We start from the raw sequence: 16969 nt of genomic DNA, 5'->3' as shown, positions 1-16969 counted from the left end.
CGCTCCCTAACTAAACGAGAGCGGTTCTTTCATCTTCAATGGTGACGCCTGAGTACTACAGCATCACGATTAATCGCAACGATACGATTTACGTTACGAAATTTTATGGCCGTCGCACCAAACGTGCTCAACTGCCAAAGTTCCTGGATTAAGCAAAAGCAAATCGGCAGCATATCCCTTTTCAACCAAGCCCAAAGGAGCACTAGTTATAGCATTCGGCTTATCTACTCCAAGCGCGCGAGCAGGAACAATAGTCGCAGCAGCAATCGCCTCTGGCAATCCGATTCCAAGCTCTTTAACAGCGCGTTTAATAGCGACTTCTAGAATCAAAGTAGATCCCGCAATAGCGCCATTAGAAACAAGCCTTGCGTGGCCGCCCGTGACCGTAACATCTAAAGCTCCAAGCTTGTAGGCGCCATCTGCGCATCCTGTTGCAGCCATAGCATCCGTTACAAACGCAATCCTTCCAGCCGCTGCCTTAAACGCCATTCGCAAAACTGGGTTTTCAACGTGGAAACCATCGTTGATTAGCTCAATCGTTACGCGCGAATCCTCCAAGGCTGCAGGAATTGGGCCTGGCTTGCGGTGATGAATGCCGTTCATAGCGTTAAACATGTGAGTCATAAGCGTAGAGCCAGCATTAAAAGCCGCGCGCGCGGTTTGATAATCTGCATCGCAATGCCCCACTGCTGGAATCACGCCAGCTTGTACAAAGCGCTTAATCGCCTCCATGCCATGTTCTCGCTCTGGAGCCAAAGTAATCTGACGCAAAGTGCCATCCGCCGCCTCAAGCAACGCCTCAACGCGCTCGGGAGTAGGGTCCACTAGGCAATTAGGGTCATGCGCGCCTTTTCTAGAAAGCGCCAAGAACGGCCCCTCTAAGTGAGATCCAAGCACATCTGGTCGCGTTTGCATAACACGCTTAACAGTGCGCAAATTCTCTTGCATTACGTCAAGAGGATTTGTAATCAAGCTAAGAACTTGCCTAGTTGTTCCGTGAAGCATGTGATACGCGCGCGCAATGGCAATCCCTTCGGCGCCGTCGTCAAACGAATGTTCCCAGGCACCGTGAGCGTGCAAATCAATGTAGCCTGGCGCAGCAAAACAGCCACGCCCGTCTACAACACTTAAGTCAGATGCGCGCAATCCGCAAGCATTAATCGCAAGCGCAAGGTCTTCGTCTAAAATGCCAGTTTCTAGAATCACGCCATCTTTAACCAAAATCCAAGCGTTAGGAACAATTCCGCGCGCGTCTACAACGCTCACGTTGCGCACTACAAAATTGCGCCCCTCACTTGATTTTAGTGAATCATCAATCTTATTTACGGCGTCTAAATATGCATTTTTTGACATTTCACTCACCTGCGATTGTGCTTTTGAAGTTTGTGCTTTTGAATACGTTACTTAATTTTAGACTTGAGTATCAGATTCCCTGCCAAGATGGCTTATTTGCGTACACCCAGCGATAGTAGTCAGCAAGCTTAAGTTTGCTTGCTGCGTCTTCGTCTACAATCACAGTTGCGTGCGGATGCATTTGAAGCGCGGAAGCTGGGCATAGCGAGCTTACTCCGCCTTCTAGCGTTGCTGCCACTGCGTCTGCCTTATTAGAGCCAAACGCAAGAAGAACAAGATGCTTAGCGCGCAAAATCGTTCCAATTCCTTGCGTTATGCAATGAGTTGGAACCTGGTTAATATCTCCGTCGAAGAATCTGCGATTATCTACGCGAGTCTGCTCGGTTAGTGTTTTAACGCGCGTACCAGACGCAAGCGAAGATCCTGGCTCGTTGAATCCAACGTGACCATCGGAGCCAATTCCCAAGATTTGCACGTCGATTCCACCAGCGGCCGCAATAGCAGCATCGTAGTCTGCTCCAGCGTGCGCAATCTTGCTGCCTTCGCTTAATGGCGCTCCATTAAGAACATCTCCTGGAACGTGCACTAAATCTGGATTTAGGCCGATTAAATCGGTTACGGTTCTGCGGATTGTGCTGTGGTAAGACTGCTCGTGCTCTAATGGCAATCCAATGTATTCGTCAAGCGCAAATCCGCGCACGCGACTTACGTCAACATTATTTTCTTTAACAAGCTTTGCAAGATGTTCGTAGGCCTTTAATGGGCTCGATCCAGTAGCCAAGCCAAGCACTGCGTCTGGCTTGCGACTAATCAAATCTACAACAGCTTTTGCGTAAAGCTCGCCAGCTTCATCTTGATCTTTTACAATAATAACTTCTGCCATCTTTGCTTCTCCTTTAAAGCTTTAATTAGCATAATTAGCAATTTTTAAGCAACATTAATCAGTAATTGTAAGCATTTATTAGCATTTATTAGCATTGCGGCATACGAATTAACGCACACCGCAACGCTATTTACTTACTATGCACCATCGGTAAAAGGCTATTAGATTATTTGATTATTTACTTAAGACACACGCTTAAGACGTTACTTTGTGGAATCGCTCACTTCTTGCGGAGTCTTTGCCAAAGTCAATCCAACTTCCTTAAGAACGCGAGCCACGGCTTCAACATTTTCTCCCTTAAGTGGGCAAACTGGATCTGGCATCTGATTTGTGTCAAACACGCCAAGCAACGCCATTGCAGTCTTAAATGCTCCAACGCCAGCGCCAAAGCCAGCCACTCCGCTAGGAACAGTAACGATTCGCATCAAAGCAGCAAGCCAATCCTGCTCCTTCTTAACCGTTGCCCAATCGCCAGCCTGAGCAGCCTTCCACATGCGCACGTAGCCAGTGGCCTCAACGTTTGCAAGACCAGGAACAGAACCGTCTGCGCCAGCCATGTATGCGCCGTCAACAACAACCTCTTGGCCCGTGAGCAAAGTCAATGGGTGACCAGCCTTATTGTTGTCGTCTACAAGGAACCTGAACGAAACGTCATCGTTGGAAGAATCCTTAACGCCTGCAAGCACGCCATCTTTACCAAGCTTTACAAGCAAAGCACCTGGTAGCTTTGTGTGCACGCAAACTGGAATATCGTAAGCAAACAGAGGCAAATCTGGAACAGCTTCGTGAATAAGACGGAAGTGGCGCTCAACTTCTGCCATGCCGCCAAGTGCGTAGAATGGCGCTGTTGCAACGATTGCAGCTGCTCCAAGCTCCTTAGCTTCCTTTGCGTGCTCAATAACGCGGTTTGTTTCCGTATCGATGCACCCAACCAACACTGGCACGCGGCCGTCAACAATGCGCATTACGGTTTCAATGATTTCGCGGCGGCGCTTATCTGTGCTAAATGCAACTTCGCCAGAAGATCCAAGCGTGAACAAGCCATCTACGCCCGCCTCAATCATTCGGTTAAGCGAACGCTCAAAGCTAACAACGTCTACTTCGCCGTCTGCCGTTAATGGCGTAACTACTGGTGGAATAACACCGTGGAATTTTTCTGTCATGATTAAACTTCTTTCGTATTTTTATGATTTATGACTTATTGATTTATGACTTTAGATTTTGCAATTAATGGGCGGCCTGCATGGATTTACTGCAAGGTCTTAACAGACCGCCCGCGCATTCAAGCTAGCGACTAGCTACTAACGCTTGCCGCTTACTTGCACTCTTCTTCCGTTGGGTGCAAAAGCGAAGGAGCCGCGCCCATCAAAATCTTTGTGTACTCATCTTGCGGATTGTTAATCACTTGGTGAGTTTCGCCGCGCTCAACAATCGTTCCGTGATTCATAACAACAACTTCGTCAGAAATGTATCGGATTGTTTGAATATCGTGGCTAATAAACACCATGGAAAGATTCAGCTTCTTCTTTAAGTCGGAAAGAAGATTCAAAATCTGAGCACGCACAGAAACATCCAAAGCGGAAGTTGGCTCATCTGCGATTATTGCATCTGGATTAAGCGAAAGCGCACGAGCGATTGCCACGCGCTGACGCTGTCCGCCAGAAAGCTGACCTGGCAAAGCGCCAAGAACAGAATGAGGCAAACCAACCATTCGGATTAGCTCCTTGGCTCTAGCATCGCGCTCGGCTTTGCTTCCAATCTTGTGCACAACAAGCGGATCAATCAACTGGTCAATCACACTCATGCGCGCATTCAAAGCCATTGCTGGATCCTGGAACACAACGGAAACCACGCGTCCAATATCCATGCGCTCTTTTGCAGTTCTATGCGTAACGTCTTGACCTTTGAACAAAACCTTGCCGCTTGTTACTTGCTGGAGTCCGCACATAATGTTTGCAGTAGTAGACTTTCCGCAACCAGATTCGCCAACAATACCAATCGTCTTGCCTGGCATAAGCTTAAGATTCACCTTGTTTACGGCCGTAATCTTGTTCTTATGGAATAAGCCAGATCCTGCTCGAGTAGTGAACACCACTTCGGCGTCGCGCAGCTCGATGATTGGAACATCGCCATTTTCGCTTTGAGTTTTGTTTGTTTCGTTAACATTCATGTTCATCGCACATCTCCTTTATCGGAGTTGGTCAAAATTGCGGAAGGCACATCCGATTCTGGCTCTGGAGGCGCAGCGTAGAAGTGCCACGTTCCTGGAATGCGCTTCATTACTGGGCGCACGTCAAGTCCTTGATCTGGATGAGAAGAACGCGGTGCGAATCGATCTCCCTTAGGGAAGTCGGATGGGCTTGGAACCGTTCCTGGAACCTGGTGCAATCTTGGAGCACCAGCCTCAATGGAAGTTACGGAGCCAAGCAAGCCGCGCGTGTACTCGTGATGCGGATCGGTAAGGATTTCCTTGGTGGAGCCTTGCTCAACAACCTGGCCTGCGTACATTACGGTAATCGAGTGCGCAACCTTTGCAACAAGAGCCAAATCGTGGCTTACAAACACCATTGCAAATCCAAGCTTTTCGCGCAATTCATTAAGAAGGTCAATCACTTGCTTTTGAACAGTAACGTCCAAAGCGGTTGTTGGCTCATCTGCGATTATCAACTTTGGATCTCGCGTAAGTGCCATTGCAATCAACACGCGCTGACGCTGGCCGCCAGAAAGCTCGTGTGGGTAGGATTCAAGCGTGCGCTTTGGATCCAAGCCTACAAGCTCCAGCAACTCTTCGGCGCTACGAGTGCCACCTCTAGAAGTTAGCTGCTTCATCTGCGCTTTAATAAGCATTGATGGGTTTAAGGAAGACAACGCGTCTTGGTAAACCATTGCAATCTCGTGGCCACGCAAAGCATTGTGCTCCTTTGGGCTAAGCTTTACAAGATCCTTGCCATTAAAGAGGATTTGTCCACTAATCTTAGCTTTTGGATCAAGCAAGCCCATAATCGCAAGAGAAGTGATTGACTTACCGCAGCCAGATTCACCAACCAAGCCCATTGTTTCGCCTGGACGAACAGAGAAGCTCAAGTGATCTACAACGTTTACACTGCCGTAGCGTGGGAACTGAATGCACAAGTCTTTAACTTCAATAACTGGAGGCTCCGTAGACGTTGGTTGCAAGCGATCCGTGCGCTTTAACTCGGCCTCACGAAGCTTTGCCAAAGACTCAACCAAAGCGTCGTGCTGCTCCTTGTAAGCTGCCACTGGGTCGGTAAGAATCCTATCTTCCTTGCGAGCAGCATCCGCATCTGCAGCAGTCTTAGCTACTGGAGCGGTTGGTGCAGCCACCATTGCATCCGTAATGCCCTCAGAAAGAATGTTGAGGCACAAAACGGTAATCATGATTGCTAAGCCTGGGAACAGTGCCTGCCACCAGTATCCAAAGATAACGCCCGCTTTAGCAGAAGACAAAATGTTGCCCCATGTTGGAGTTGGCTCTGGAATACCAGCGTTGATAAAGCTAAGAGAAGCCTCGAACACGATTGCGTCTGCAACAGAAAGCGTTGTGAACACCATAACTGGAGCTGCAATATTACGCGTTACATGCTTGAGCAAAATCCAAGGTGCGCGAGCGCCAGAAACGATTACTGCACGCACGTAGTCTTTTCCATATTCGCTTATTATATTTGCTCGCACAATTCTTGCGATTTGTGGAACGTAAAGCACACCAATGGAAATGATGATACCAATCATGGATTGTCCAAGAATTGCAAGGCACACAGCCGCTAATGCGATTCCTGGGATAGACATTACTATATCAATCAATCGCATTATAAGCTCAGATATCCAAGTGCGGCTCACAGCTGCGATTGCGCCGATTATTGCGCCCATTACCAAAGCAAAGAGCACAGACGACAAGCCGATTACCAGCGAGTAGCGAGCGCCGTACATAACGCGCGAGAACACGTCTCTACCAAGGTTATCGGTGCCAAACCAGTGCGCTCCTGTTGGCGGCTGATAGTTTTGCGTAATCTTTACTGGGTCGCATGGCGCTAGGAATCGCGCGAATACTGCGCAGAACGCCAATATTGCAATCACAATAAGCGAGATCTTAGAGCCTAAGCTCATGCTCTTAAATCTGTTAAATTTGATGCCTGGCTTAGATGCGGCATCTACTACCTGACTTTTTCCAAATAGCATGTCACACCGTCCTAATTCTTGGGTTGATTAGCACGTAAAGCAAATCAACAATAATGTTTATAAAGATGAATGCGATTGCAACAACCAAAACAACGCCTTGCACAAGCATTGGCTGGTTGCCATTAATGCCGTCGAACATTGCGGTACCCATTCCTGGTAGTGCAAAAATCACCTCAATAACGATTGCGCCACCCATAAGGTAACCAATCTTCATACCAAGAGTTGTGATTGGTGTAATCAAAGCGTTGCGGAACACGTTTCTAGCAACCACTACGCTCTTTGGAATACCTGCGCCGATTGCGGTTCGCACATAATCCTTATCCAATTCTTCTACCATCGAGGTTCGTATGATTCGCGTAAGCTGACCTGCTACTGGAAGGCCTAATGCGAAGCAAGGCATTGCCATTCTTGCAATGTACGCTTCTGGATCTTCAAAGAACGGCACAAAATCGCCAGATCCTGGGAGCCATGCGAGCTTGATTTGCAAGACGTAAATCAAAAGAACGCCAAGCCAGAAGGATGGAGTTGCGATTGCAATAATCGAAAGCACGCGAACCGTTTGATCAACCCAAGTATCGCGGTAAAGCGCTGCAAAAACGCCAAAGATTACTGCAAAGACTATTGCGATTAACAAGCCAATGAAGGTTAGTTGCAAGGTGATTGGGAAGGCGTCCGCCACTCGCTGAGCTACGGAATCCTTGTTTACGCCATAAACACCCATGTTTCCTTGGAAGAGTCCAACTATGTAGGACCCAAACTGCTCCCACCATGGCCTGTCGTAGCCCATTTCGTGGCGGAAGGCTGCCAGAGCTGCTGGAGACGAGTTTTCGCCTAATGCTGCAACTGCTGGATCGTATTTAGAAAATGACATAAGGAAGAATACGAGGAACGTAACACCGAATGCCATGAACGGCAGGGCGATCAGTCGCCTACCTAAAAGTCTAAGAAAATTACTCATAAGACATCCACACATCCATTGAAGAAAATTATTATTTTTGCATAACAAAACCGGCCCATCTGCACAAAGGCGAGAAAGGTAAACAGTTGGGCCGGTTTTGCGGTTAGAGGTTAGGGAAAATGAAGTTTGTTACTTTGACTTGCACCTACTTTGTTAGCTTTGCTTTTACAAGGTTGATGCCAGTGGAGCCGATTGCATTCCACTCAGCCAATGCGCCCTTCTTTACAGCTGTCGTAGTCTTACGATGGAAGAGTGGATACAGAGGCACTTCGTCGCTAATCAAATCGAAGCACTGGTTCCAATACTTCTGGCGCTCAGCTGGCTTGCTGGCAGCCAAAGCCTTGTCCATAAGCTCGTGGAGCTTTGCGTATCCTTCGGAGTTCTTCCAGAAGGAGCGCTGACGGGTCCAAGCGTTGTCGCCGTACCACCAGCTCATAAGCAAGTCTGGATCGTTGCCGAACACGGATGGATCGCCTGGAGCAAGAACCATGGAGTAGTTTGCATCGTCGCGGTCGGTGATCTGTGGGTAGAGTGCGGAAGACTTCATGGACTTGATCTCTACATCCATACCAATCTCTGCAAGATCGTTCTTGATTTGTGGAGCAAGCTGAGTAATCCAAGTGTGGTCTGTTGTGTAAAGAGTGAACTTTAGTGGGCCACTTACGCCAGCTTCCTTAAGCAAGCTCTTTGCCTTAGCAACATTCTTGGTGTAAACGTTCTTTGCCTTGTGGTAATTTGCGTAGTTCTTTGGCAAGAAGCTTGTTGCTGCCTCGCCCTGGCCGCTCATCTGGTTGGTAATAAGCTTGTTTACGTCAATTGCGTAGAGAGCAGCTTGGCGAACTCGCTTGTCGTCGAATGGCTTCTGCTTTGTGTTGAACATAAGGAATGGAAGAGTAAAGCCCTGTGCGGTCTTAAGCTCGGATCCAGATGCCTTCAAAGTGTTGAATGCCTGTGCTGGAACCATTTCCATTACGTCTGTCTTTCCGCCTTGCATTGCGGTTACGCGAGCAGTATCGTCAACGGTTACATTCCAAACCATCTTCTTGGTCTGTGCCTTGTACTTGCCGTTGTAAAGATCGTTGCGCTCAAACTTTACTTGGTTATCTGTAATCGAAACGTACTTCCATGGGCCAGATCCGATTGGCATATTCTTAAGATCTGCATCAGACTTTGCAGATGGAACAATCTGAATCAAAGCAAGGCGCTGCTTGAACAGTGGGAACGCCTTCTTTAGCTTAAAGATTACGTGACGATTGTCTTTTGCTTCTACAGAGTCAATAAAGTCGAGCATAGAGATGTAAAGGCTGCCCTTTGCGGTTGTGCGCTTAAAGGAAGACACTACGTCTGCCGCTGTTACTTCCGTTCCGTCCGAGAACTTAGCAGCATCGCGAATTGTTACTTCGTATTCGGTATCGGAAATCTTCTTTGGCTCACCTTTTGCAAGAGCGTTGAAAACCTTAAAGTTGCTGTAATCAAGAGCGTAAAGTGGCTCTGTAACGTGCCAGTTTGCTGCCATTGGCAATGCGCCAGAGGTTGTAGACGGCGCAAAATCGCGGCTTGCGTATGCAACCTGTGCGGTAATCGTGTCTTTAACAGCAGTCTTTGCTTTTGCTGCCTTGTGGGATTTAGCTCCACCGCAGCCAGAAAGCATCATTAATGCGGCCACACCAGCGGCGATTGCCACGGTTAGCTTCGAGTTAATTCGTGCCATATTTTCTCCTCACCATTGAGTTTGGGTTTTTTGCATTTCGTCTTCGAATGCGAAAACATATTAAATTATAGCGCGTGCGTTATTTTCACGTTACTTCAAACATAAGAGGTCTGATGTCTGATGTCAAGTTATGCGTGTGTCGAATTTGTGAAAATTATGATTATTTTTTAATGTACAAAAAATCAGAACAAAATCGCACATAATCGACACACATATAACCACTATTTTTATTTATTTGTTACTTACGCATGCTCGGCGAATCTGCGGCTGCTTGCGACTTTTCCTTAACACACTCAACCGCATCCGCCTGCCAACTCGCCGCCTACAACTTTGCTGCAAACCAGCGCGTAATCGACGTTGGGTGCGTAATCGCAGTTCCAACAACAGCAGCCCAAGCGCCCATTTGCATAACCTTGTGCAACTGATCTGGAGTATGAATACGCCCTTCGCAAATAATTGGATAATCTGGGAAAGCTTGCAAAATCTGGCCTAAAAGCTCAAAATCTGGGCCGTCCGTTTTTGGCCTTCCAGGAGAAGTGCCAGCCAAAGTGGTAGATATAATATCCGTTCCACAATCAGCCGCGCGCTTAGCATCATCGAAGTTGCCGCAATCTGCCATAACAACTATGCCTTCGTCGTGCAACGCGCGAACAGTTTGCTCGTAAGTCAAGCCATCTGGGCGCGGCCTATCGGTTGCATCAATCGCAATAATATCCGCTCCAGCAGCAGCGCAGCAACGCGCATGACGCAAAGTCGGAGTTATGTAGACACCTTCATGTCCGTCTTTCCAAATTCCGATTACAGGAACATCAACTTGCCCTTTAATCGCAGAAATATCCGACAGCCCCTGGCATCTAATGCCAACAGCTCCGCCTTCTACAGCCGCCATTGCCATTTGTGCCATTGTTTCTGGGTGCCTAAGCGGCTCCCCAGGGTACGCCTGGCAGCTAACCACTAGGCCTCCCTTGATTTTTTCAATCACAGGATTCATATAGATTCCTCCTTTTTTCAAATATGACTAAACTAAACAAAATTAAACATATCTAAACGCGACCGAACGCGATTAAACGCGATTTGAGTGAACAGCCCAAGCTGCGCCAATCAAAGGAGCAGACCCACCAAGCTTGCCCTTAACAATCGGCGTACTTTTAATCAACGTTAAAGCAGAGTCTTCAAACCCGCTTCGCATAGCGTTCCACCAAATATCGCCAGCTTCTACAACAGACCCAGAAAGCACAATCACATCTGGATCTATAAGATTCGCCATTCCTGCAACGCACTGCCCCAAGGCCTTGCCGCTTCTAGCAAGCGTTTCTTTAGCGTGCGCATCCTGCCCAGAATTTGCGCGCACACAAACCTCGTAGCCGTTTTGCGCAAGCTCAGTGCCTTGCGGAAGATTGCTGTTGTAAAGAGTGGCAAGCCCCGTTCCCGAAGCCACTGGCTCAATGTGGCCAGCATGCGCTCCGCAAGAGCAGTCAAAGCCAACTCCCAAATCGCTAACAACGTGGCCAGCGTGTCCTGCAACTCCGTGCGCGCCTGTAAACAGTTTGCCGTTTACAATAATCGCGCCGCCAATTCCAGTGCCTATGCCAACAGAAAACACAATCGATTTTCCGCGGCCTGCTCCGTAAATCGCCTCTCCAAGGCCGTGACCACCAACATCGCCAATCATATAAACTGGCAAGTCGGTTACACGCTTAAATGCGTCGTAAATTCGCTGACCTCTCCAACCTGGCAAAATGTCGGTAGCTGCTACGATTTCGCCAGTTTTACTATTTGGCACTCCTGCAGCCGCTATTCCAATTCCGCTGATTTTTTTGCCACTTTTCGCCGCATCTTCCAATATTTGCTTTGCGCGCGCTACTAGGCGATTCTTTATATCTTCTCCGCCTTTTGCAGCTTCGGTTGGCATAGAGCCATAGTCTTCTACTGTTGGAGACGCACAATCTGCGCTTTCTTTGCCAAAGTTAGACTCTGCGGACCCTGTAGGGCCTGGTAAAGTCACCAATCCGTACGCGATTTTTGTTCCGCCTATGTCAAAAGCAAGATACGTAGAGCGAGAATCTTTTACTTCGTCCATAACAATTTCCGTTTTCTTTCTTGCGTTTGCGACCTTATTTTTACTATCTACTAAGACTATTTACTAAGCCTATTCACTCACCCTGCGCAGCGACCACAGCATCATGAATGCGCGCCAAATACCCCAAGCGCTCTTCAACGCTCGCGTCTTGCGGAACGCACACTTTTGCGCCCAAATAGTCGATTGCGTAATCGTCTTTTAGCGCCTCACGAGTGGTTTCTTGAATTTCTTTAGACGTCATTAACGAAGTCGGCTCATCTGGGTTCATTGGCAAGTGGCCATCAATCCACTCGTATCCGTATTGTGTTGCATCTGGACCAGCTCCCGAGAACATTAATCCTTGCAGAACGCCAGCCTGCCTTGCAGCTCGCACGTGCTCCACTGCCGCTTGAGCATTTCGCTCTTCTACAACGCTTCTTCCCCAGTTGACTGTGATTCCAACTCCAGCATCTTTTGCAATTTGAATCTCTTCTTCTAGAGGCAGGAATCCTTTTTCTGGATTTTGGCTTTCAATATATCTATCGCAATGCTCAATCACTAGCTTTGCTCCACACCAATCGAGCTGCGCGAGTTCTTCTAACGACTTTTTCATTGCATCCGCCTGAGCTAAACGAGTTGGCGCTGTGTGGATTTCTACATGAGATATATCGCAGCTATCTCTAATGTCTACAACGTTTGCGATTGCTTCGCGAATATCCTTAAAGAAAGCCAGCGCGCGATGCCTGCCTTCTTCACTTGGGCTTGCAAGTCCAAATTCTGGGTCTGGGTCAAAGTTTATGTGACGCATTGTTCCTGGAATTGCCGTAATCGTATTTGCATGCCAATGCGATGGTATTGCGCTTGCTAGCCACGCGCGATTTTTTGGATCTGCCAAATCTCCTGGGTATGGAATCTCCGTTCCGTCAATCCAGCTTTGCTTACCCAACAAATCGTAGTATTTTTCTTGATCCTCGCGAGTTTTTGGCAACGATGCGTATGCGCCTACAACAAATTTAGCTTTCAGCATGATATCCTCCTTGAAATCGTAGCTGATTTGTATTCTGATTTGTCTTTCGACTTATCTTTCGATTTGTCTTTTGATTCGTAGATTACACCAATATCACTACAATTCGTCAGACGTCTGATAAATCTTTGTGCTTGCGACTAAATCGTTTTCAAACTAAAACCAGCCTAATGTCATAAAGTCATAATGTCATTAACGCAATAATTTTCACGTATTTTACGCTAATTAATGATGTATTTAATTGATTAATGATGTAGCATTGTTGTATAAGCTATATCAACGCAAGCGCGGATTTGAGCATATAAGAATACTTAGCAGCATCTAGGATTTTTTAATCGAACTCATATCGCCAAAGCTGATAGCAGATAGTTGTTGAAGAAATTAAGTATTACTGTAATTGTAATTAAGCAAAGGTGCAGATTACACAACTTGCTATTTGTAGCCTTTAAGCGTAAAACGCGCGAGCAAGATAATAAAAAGCAAAGGATTAATTCCAAAAACGAATTAATTCCCAAAATAGATGACAAAAGTAGGAGGAATCATGAAGAAAAGCTTCAAACTAGTAGGCTTATCTGCAAGCCTGTGTCTTATGCTAAGCATGTTAAGTATTACTACACCAGCGATGGCGTATACTCAAAACGAACAGCTTACAGAATCGCACACTCCTCTTACAGCGAAAACAGCTAAACAGATTTCAGATGGAGATATAAAGCTGGAGCTTCCTGGAGCTTTAGACATGGCTTTGTATCACAAAACGCCTCTCGACCCAAATGCTGATTTAGATGGCGACGGCTTAACTAATAGGCAAGAAATTTACACTTATACTAAAGACGGTAAAACTTATTATGGGTACAATTCTCACCCTATGATGAATGACACTGATGGCGATGGCATTCCAGATAATCAAGACAGCAATCCTCGCAGATGGGATATAAGCCCAAGAGATATGACACTATTTTCTGAACTTTCTTATCGCGATGATAGTTATATAAACAAGGTTCTCGATTACACTAAGCCACTTCATGACATTTATAAGAACCGCAATGAGTATCGTCTTATGCACAATGAGATAGCTCCATTCTGGAAAGTCAAAGAAACCTACCACAAGAGGGGCGGCTTTGACGCTGTCTTGTTTGAAAACGTAAGTCCCTATCCATTCTTAGAGCAAGGAACTGTTCAAGTTCTTGCAATTCGTGGAACTTCTCAATTCAATGATTATGACGATGATTTTGCAATAGCTGTAGGCCACAATCCAGATCAGGCTTACGATGTTGAACAGCTTATTGAACGCTATGGCAGAGAGAACACTGTAAATAATCTATATATTACTGGTCATTCTCTTGGAGGATATTTGGCACAACGAGCTTTGATTCGCGCAGACGGTAAAGGATATTCTTGGCTTAAGAAAATCTACACTTTCAACGCTCCTCAAATTTGGGGAAATATCTTCAACCGTTGGCTTCGCACTGCAGCAAACGCAGGGAATCGTCTGACTCGCGAAGGTTATGCCGTTCATTACAAAGTAGACAACGACAGAGTTATTCGTTCTGTCGGCAATTTTGCAGGAGCTATAAGTGTTGGCAATTCTGCAGAAGGTCATGGCTCTAGAAGCTACCTTGAACCGCGAATGAACAATTTCCCAGGGTTCACCGTAGGAACTAGAGGAGATATATCTGGTACTGGACGTTGGATGGAAGAGCTTAATAATTTCTACAATGTTCGCACGTTCTAATTTATTGCTAATTGTTAATTAGTGATTTGTAATTAGCAATAGGCAATTAGCAATAGTTAACTGGTTCGTGTAATTTACTAACAATAAACTAAGCGCTGACTTACAAAGTATGTATTAATGCATAAATAAGTCAGCGCTTTTTATATTGATTAATCCAACTATCATATATGAGTGGTGCACTAACAAAAATTTTATCTGGCGCGAGACCATCCTAGTGGAGAAAGAAAATCATCCCACACCGAGAAAACTCGGGCGAGCTGAACTATTGTCTAACAGTTTAACATCCAAATAAGAACAAGATAAAGCATTCTCCAATATGAGACTTTGCAATATTCACTCAAATGCATTGCATTCCCACAGCGCGCTTAACGGTATTGCCCATAAATTATCCGCCCACTGCATAATTTTTTGACCCATATAAACAACATATCCACGCTTAAATTCAGGTTTTTTAGAAAGAGCTACAAGCCCCTTAAAATCGTTACGATTCACCATGCTAGAGCTTTTTACTTCCACTCCAACCAGATTCCCACGGAAGCTTAGCACAAGGTCAACTTCTTTAGGACTGCTACCAGTTTCACGCCAGTAGAAGCAATCTGGATGCGTTTTAGACCATTGCACAGCAGGCATAATCTGATTTACAACAAAGCTTTCTAGTAAGTTCCCATACATAACGGGATCTTCCAAAGGATCATGACCCTTACTAATCATTGTTTGAACGCTTAAAGACGTATCGACTGGGTGTATTTTTGCTCTAGTAAAAGTTTGACGATTTGGCGCAGTTTTTATATTCGGTAGATAATTTATTAAGAATCTACGCAAGAATACGCTAACGTAACGCTCAATGGTTCGCCTATCTAAAGCAAGATCTTGACCTATTGAACTCGTATTAAGAATCCCACCAGGAGCACATAGCAACTTATTAAGTATGCTAACAGCCATGCTTCTGTCTAATCGTTCTCCTGGAAGAATAGTATCTCCCAACACTGCAAGAATATCGTTTGAAACAAGCTTTTCTCGCTCCCAAGCCTCGTAAGAATCATATGATTGCTGATATTCTGGGAATCCTCCTGCAGCCATAATTTTATATACTTCTTCTCTGCTTATTTCTTTTTCATATTTAAGATTTGGATTACTTTCTATAAGACTATCTACAATATTTCTACTATTTTGAGTAATTTCACACTGCGTAAAAGGACTCATTGTAAAGTGCTGAGCGCGTCTAGCAAGAGGATCTTGACCATCTAGTCCATTGCGATTTATAAGTGCACTACCTGTTAAAACATATTGAAGACTGTTTTCTGTTGAATTATCAACTATTTCTTTTATTGCAAGAGGCAAATTTGGCAGTCTTTGCGCTTCGTCAATAACAACTGGAGTACTAAGATTTTTTAGCCAACCATATAAATCTGTTGATGCGAGCACAAATGTATTTTCATCCGCAAGGCTCACGTATGAGAATCCTTTAGATACAAGCTGATGCTTTGACATCATAGTTTTTCCCACAGCTCTTGCGCCTTCAAGAATCACGACTTTTCGTTTTGATTGAAGAATAGAATCAGCAATTGGTCTAGGAAAATATGCGCTCATAAAAATAAGTGTACACAAAAACGTATTTTTTGTACATCCGATGTACAATTTTTTATACATCCAATGTACAAAAACTACGATTTACACATCTTTTGTCTAAATATCACACACAAAATTCATACCAAAATCAAGGCTTATAGCGTATCAAATGTACTTATTCTTTACTTGCAAAATCATTCTAAACAAAGATATCCCAATATTTAACGCAGCTTCACGTTACTGGTTTTATCAATCACTATTGTTCCGATAAATTAAATATGTTATTCCGCTACTGTTTATGTTATTCCGATAAAACGTTAAAATATAATAAAATGCAACAATGATTAAAGGTATTTTATGTACATAACAGTAAAGCAAGCTGCTGAAAAATGGGGCATATCAGATAGACGAGTAAGAATTCTATGCTCCGAAGGGAAAATTCCAGGAGCATATCAGGAAGGAAGATCCTGGAAAATACCATATGACGCATCAAAGCCAACCGACGGAAGATATAAAATTAGCGAATCGCTAATTCCAATCATAAAAACTAAATTAGAGACCCTTAAAACAAGAAGACCTCTAACTGAAGGAGAATTAGAAAGACTTAATGAAGAATTTCTAATAGAATATACATACAACTCAAACGCAATTGAGGGAAACACTTTAACACTGCGCGAAACAGACATGGTTCTTAGAGGACTTACTGTTGATCAAAAATCATTAAAAGAACATCTAGAAGTTATTGGCCACAAAGAAGCCTTTGATTATGTAAAGCAGCTTGTTAGCGAAAATAAGCAGATAAATGAAAAAGTTATAAAAGACATACATTATTTAGTTTTAGCCAACAAGAGAGAAGATAGAGGTGTTTATAGAAGAGTTCCCGTTCGAATTATGGGAGCTACACATGAGCCACCACAACCATATTTAATCGCTTCAAAAATGGAAGAATTATTGAAAAAATACAAAAACAGCAATGAAGATATTGTTACTAAACTTGCTCGTTTTCATATAGAATTCGAAAGCATTCACCCTTTTATTGATGGAAATGGAAGAACAGGAAGATTGCTGGTCAATTTGGAGTTGATGAAAGCAGGGTACCCACCAATAGATATAAAATTTACTGATCGCTTGAAATATTATGAAGCTTTTGATGAGTATCACGCAAAACATAACGTGTCTGCCATGGCAAACATGTTTGCAAGATATTTAAATCAAAGACTTGATTTGTATTTGTCTATTTTAGAGTAGTGGCTATTTTTAATTAAAGCTACGCGCAATTGGCTTTACTGTTATTTTCTCAGATAGTTGACTGAACTATTAACAGCACTGTGGTCGAATCTCAGACTTGGCCACAGATTCTGATTGGCCTATAATCCAATATTTATACAAATGCATTGCGCTGCAAGCGCGCGATTATAAAACTTGTATACACAGCACATTCAATGTACAAAAACTACGATTTATACATCTTTTGTCTAAATAT

Annotated in this window: 13 protein-coding genes; 2 read left to right on the top strand and 11 right to left on the bottom strand. The window is 44.7% G+C overall.

Features of this window, described 5'->3' with window-relative positions; translation table 11 throughout:
- Window positions 1–93: 93 nt before the first annotated feature.
- From nagA to HXT45_RS01025, 10 genes are all read right to left on the bottom strand, one after another.
- On the bottom strand, window positions 94–1353 hold the full coding sequence (gene nagA, locus HXT45_RS01070; RefSeq protein ID WP_421781910.1) for an N-acetylglucosamine-6-phosphate deacetylase: 1260 nt from the start codon (window positions 1351–1353) through the stop codon (window positions 94–96).
- Between the two features lie 70 nt (window positions 1354–1423).
- Window positions 1424–2236: a glucosamine-6-phosphate deaminase gene (gene nagB / locus HXT45_RS01065; RefSeq protein ID WP_004132426.1), complete on the bottom strand. Its 813-nt coding sequence runs from the start codon at window positions 2234–2236 to the stop codon at window positions 1424–1426.
- A gap of 203 nt (window positions 2237–2439) precedes the next feature.
- Window positions 2440–3399: a dihydrodipicolinate synthase family protein gene (locus tag HXT45_RS01060; RefSeq protein ID WP_421781908.1), complete on the bottom strand. Its 960-nt coding sequence runs from the start codon at window positions 3397–3399 to the stop codon at window positions 2440–2442.
- 152 nt (window positions 3400–3551) lie between these two features.
- The gene (locus HXT45_RS01055; RefSeq protein WP_004116524.1) at window positions 3552–4412 is read right to left on the bottom strand and encodes an ABC transporter ATP-binding protein; all 861 of its coding nucleotides are present in this window, start codon (window positions 4410–4412) and stop codon (window positions 3552–3554) included.
- Window positions 4409–6433: a dipeptide/oligopeptide/nickel ABC transporter permease/ATP-binding protein gene (locus tag HXT45_RS01050; RefSeq protein WP_004132421.1), complete on the bottom strand. Its 2025-nt coding sequence runs from the start codon at window positions 6431–6433 to the stop codon at window positions 4409–4411. Before HXT45_RS01050 ends, HXT45_RS01055 begins: the two co-directional genes overlap by 4 nt.
- A 1-nt stretch (window position 6434) precedes the next feature.
- Complete coding sequence (locus HXT45_RS01045; protein ID WP_004131261.1) at window positions 6435–7340, bottom strand: ABC transporter permease; 906 nt, start codon at window positions 7338–7340, stop codon at window positions 6435–6437.
- A 196-nt stretch (window positions 7341–7536) separates the two neighbouring features.
- Window positions 7537–9102: an ABC transporter substrate-binding protein gene (locus tag HXT45_RS01040; protein WP_421781905.1), complete on the bottom strand. Its 1566-nt coding sequence runs from the start codon at window positions 9100–9102 to the stop codon at window positions 7537–7539.
- 322 nt (window positions 9103–9424) lie between these two features.
- The gene (locus HXT45_RS01035; protein ID WP_004131256.1) at window positions 9425–10093 is read right to left on the bottom strand and encodes an N-acetylmannosamine-6-phosphate 2-epimerase; all 669 of its coding nucleotides are present in this window, start codon (window positions 10091–10093) and stop codon (window positions 9425–9427) included.
- A 72-nt stretch (window positions 10094–10165) separates the two neighbouring features.
- Entirely contained in the window at window positions 10166–11182 is a 1017-nt protein-coding gene (locus tag HXT45_RS01030) for an ROK family protein (protein ID WP_421781903.1), read from the bottom strand.
- 73 nt (window positions 11183–11255) lie between these two features.
- The gene (locus tag HXT45_RS01025; RefSeq protein ID WP_004131251.1) at window positions 11256–12188 is read right to left on the bottom strand and encodes a DUF4862 family protein; all 933 of its coding nucleotides are present in this window, start codon (window positions 12186–12188) and stop codon (window positions 11256–11258) included.
- Between the two features lie 538 nt (window positions 12189–12726).
- Here HXT45_RS01025 and HXT45_RS01020 point away from each other — a divergent pair.
- Window positions 12727–13917 (top strand): lipase family protein, encoded by a 1191-nt coding sequence (locus HXT45_RS01020; RefSeq protein WP_421781901.1) that lies wholly within the window; start codon window positions 12727–12729, stop codon window positions 13915–13917.
- A gap of 333 nt (window positions 13918–14250) precedes the next feature.
- On the opposite strand, the gene HXT45_RS01015 is transcribed toward HXT45_RS01020, so the two are convergent.
- Window positions 14251–15507 (bottom strand): ATP-binding protein, encoded by a 1257-nt coding sequence (locus HXT45_RS01015; RefSeq protein WP_421781899.1) that lies wholly within the window; start codon window positions 15505–15507, stop codon window positions 14251–14253.
- A gap of 336 nt (window positions 15508–15843) precedes the next feature.
- Between HXT45_RS01015 and HXT45_RS01010 the strand changes: the two genes are divergently transcribed.
- Window positions 15844–16734 carry a Fic family protein gene (locus HXT45_RS01010; protein WP_018616983.1) on the top strand — a complete coding sequence of 297 codons (891 nt, stop codon included), beginning with the start codon at window positions 15844–15846 and terminating at the stop codon, window positions 16732–16734.
- Window positions 16735–16969: the final 235 nt, after the last annotated feature.

This window comes from Gardnerella sp. DNF01199S, assembly GCF_049244155.1.
Lineage (GTDB): Bacteria > Actinomycetota > Actinomycetes > Actinomycetales > Bifidobacteriaceae > Bifidobacterium > Bifidobacterium piotii.
The sequence above is the reverse complement of the archived record's forward strand: the minus strand, read 5'-3'. Positions and strand labels throughout refer to the sequence as shown.

Bases quoted from the DNA above. Each gene is read 5' to 3' on its own strand.
- nagA (WP_421781910.1), bottom strand. From the start codon at position 1,353: ATGTCAAAAAATGCATATTTAGACGCCGTAAATAAGATTGATGATTCA.
- nagB (WP_004132426.1), bottom strand. From the start codon at position 2,236: ATGGCAGAAGTTATTATTGTAAAAGATCAAGATGAAGCTGGCGAGCTT.
- HXT45_RS01060 (WP_421781908.1), bottom strand. From the start codon at position 3,399: ATGACAGAAAAATTCCACGGTGTTATTCCACCAGTAGTTACGCCATTA.
- HXT45_RS01055 (WP_004116524.1), bottom strand. From the start codon at position 4,412: ATGAACATGAATGTTAACGAAACAAACAAAACTCAAAGCGAAAATGGC.
- HXT45_RS01050 (WP_004132421.1), bottom strand. From the start codon at position 6,433: ATGCTATTTGGAAAAAGTCAGGTAGTAGATGCCGCATCTAAGCCAGGC.
- HXT45_RS01045 (WP_004131261.1), bottom strand. From the start codon at position 7,340: ATGGCATTCGGTGTTACGTTCCTCGTATTCTTCCTTATGTCATTTTCT.
- HXT45_RS01040 (WP_421781905.1), bottom strand. From the start codon at position 9,102: ATGGCACGAATTAACTCGAAGCTAACCGTGGCAATCGCCGCTGGTGTG.
- HXT45_RS01035 (WP_004131256.1), bottom strand. From the start codon at position 10,093: ATGAATCCTGTGATTGAAAAAATCAAGGGAGGCCTAGTGGTTAGCTGC.
- HXT45_RS01030 (WP_421781903.1), bottom strand. From the start codon at position 11,182: ATGGACGAAGTAAAAGATTCTCGCTCTACGTATCTTGCTTTTGACATA.
- HXT45_RS01025 (WP_004131251.1), bottom strand. From the start codon at position 12,188: ATGCTGAAAGCTAAATTTGTTGTAGGCGCATACGCATCGTTGCCAAAA.
- HXT45_RS01020 (WP_421781901.1), top strand. From the start codon at position 12,727: ATGAAGAAAAGCTTCAAACTAGTAGGCTTATCTGCAAGCCTGTGTCTT.
- HXT45_RS01015 (WP_421781899.1), bottom strand. From the start codon at position 15,507: ATGAGCGCATATTTTCCTAGACCAATTGCTGATTCTATTCTTCAATCA.
- HXT45_RS01010 (WP_018616983.1), top strand. From the start codon at position 15,844: ATGTACATAACAGTAAAGCAAGCTGCTGAAAAATGGGGCATATCAGAT.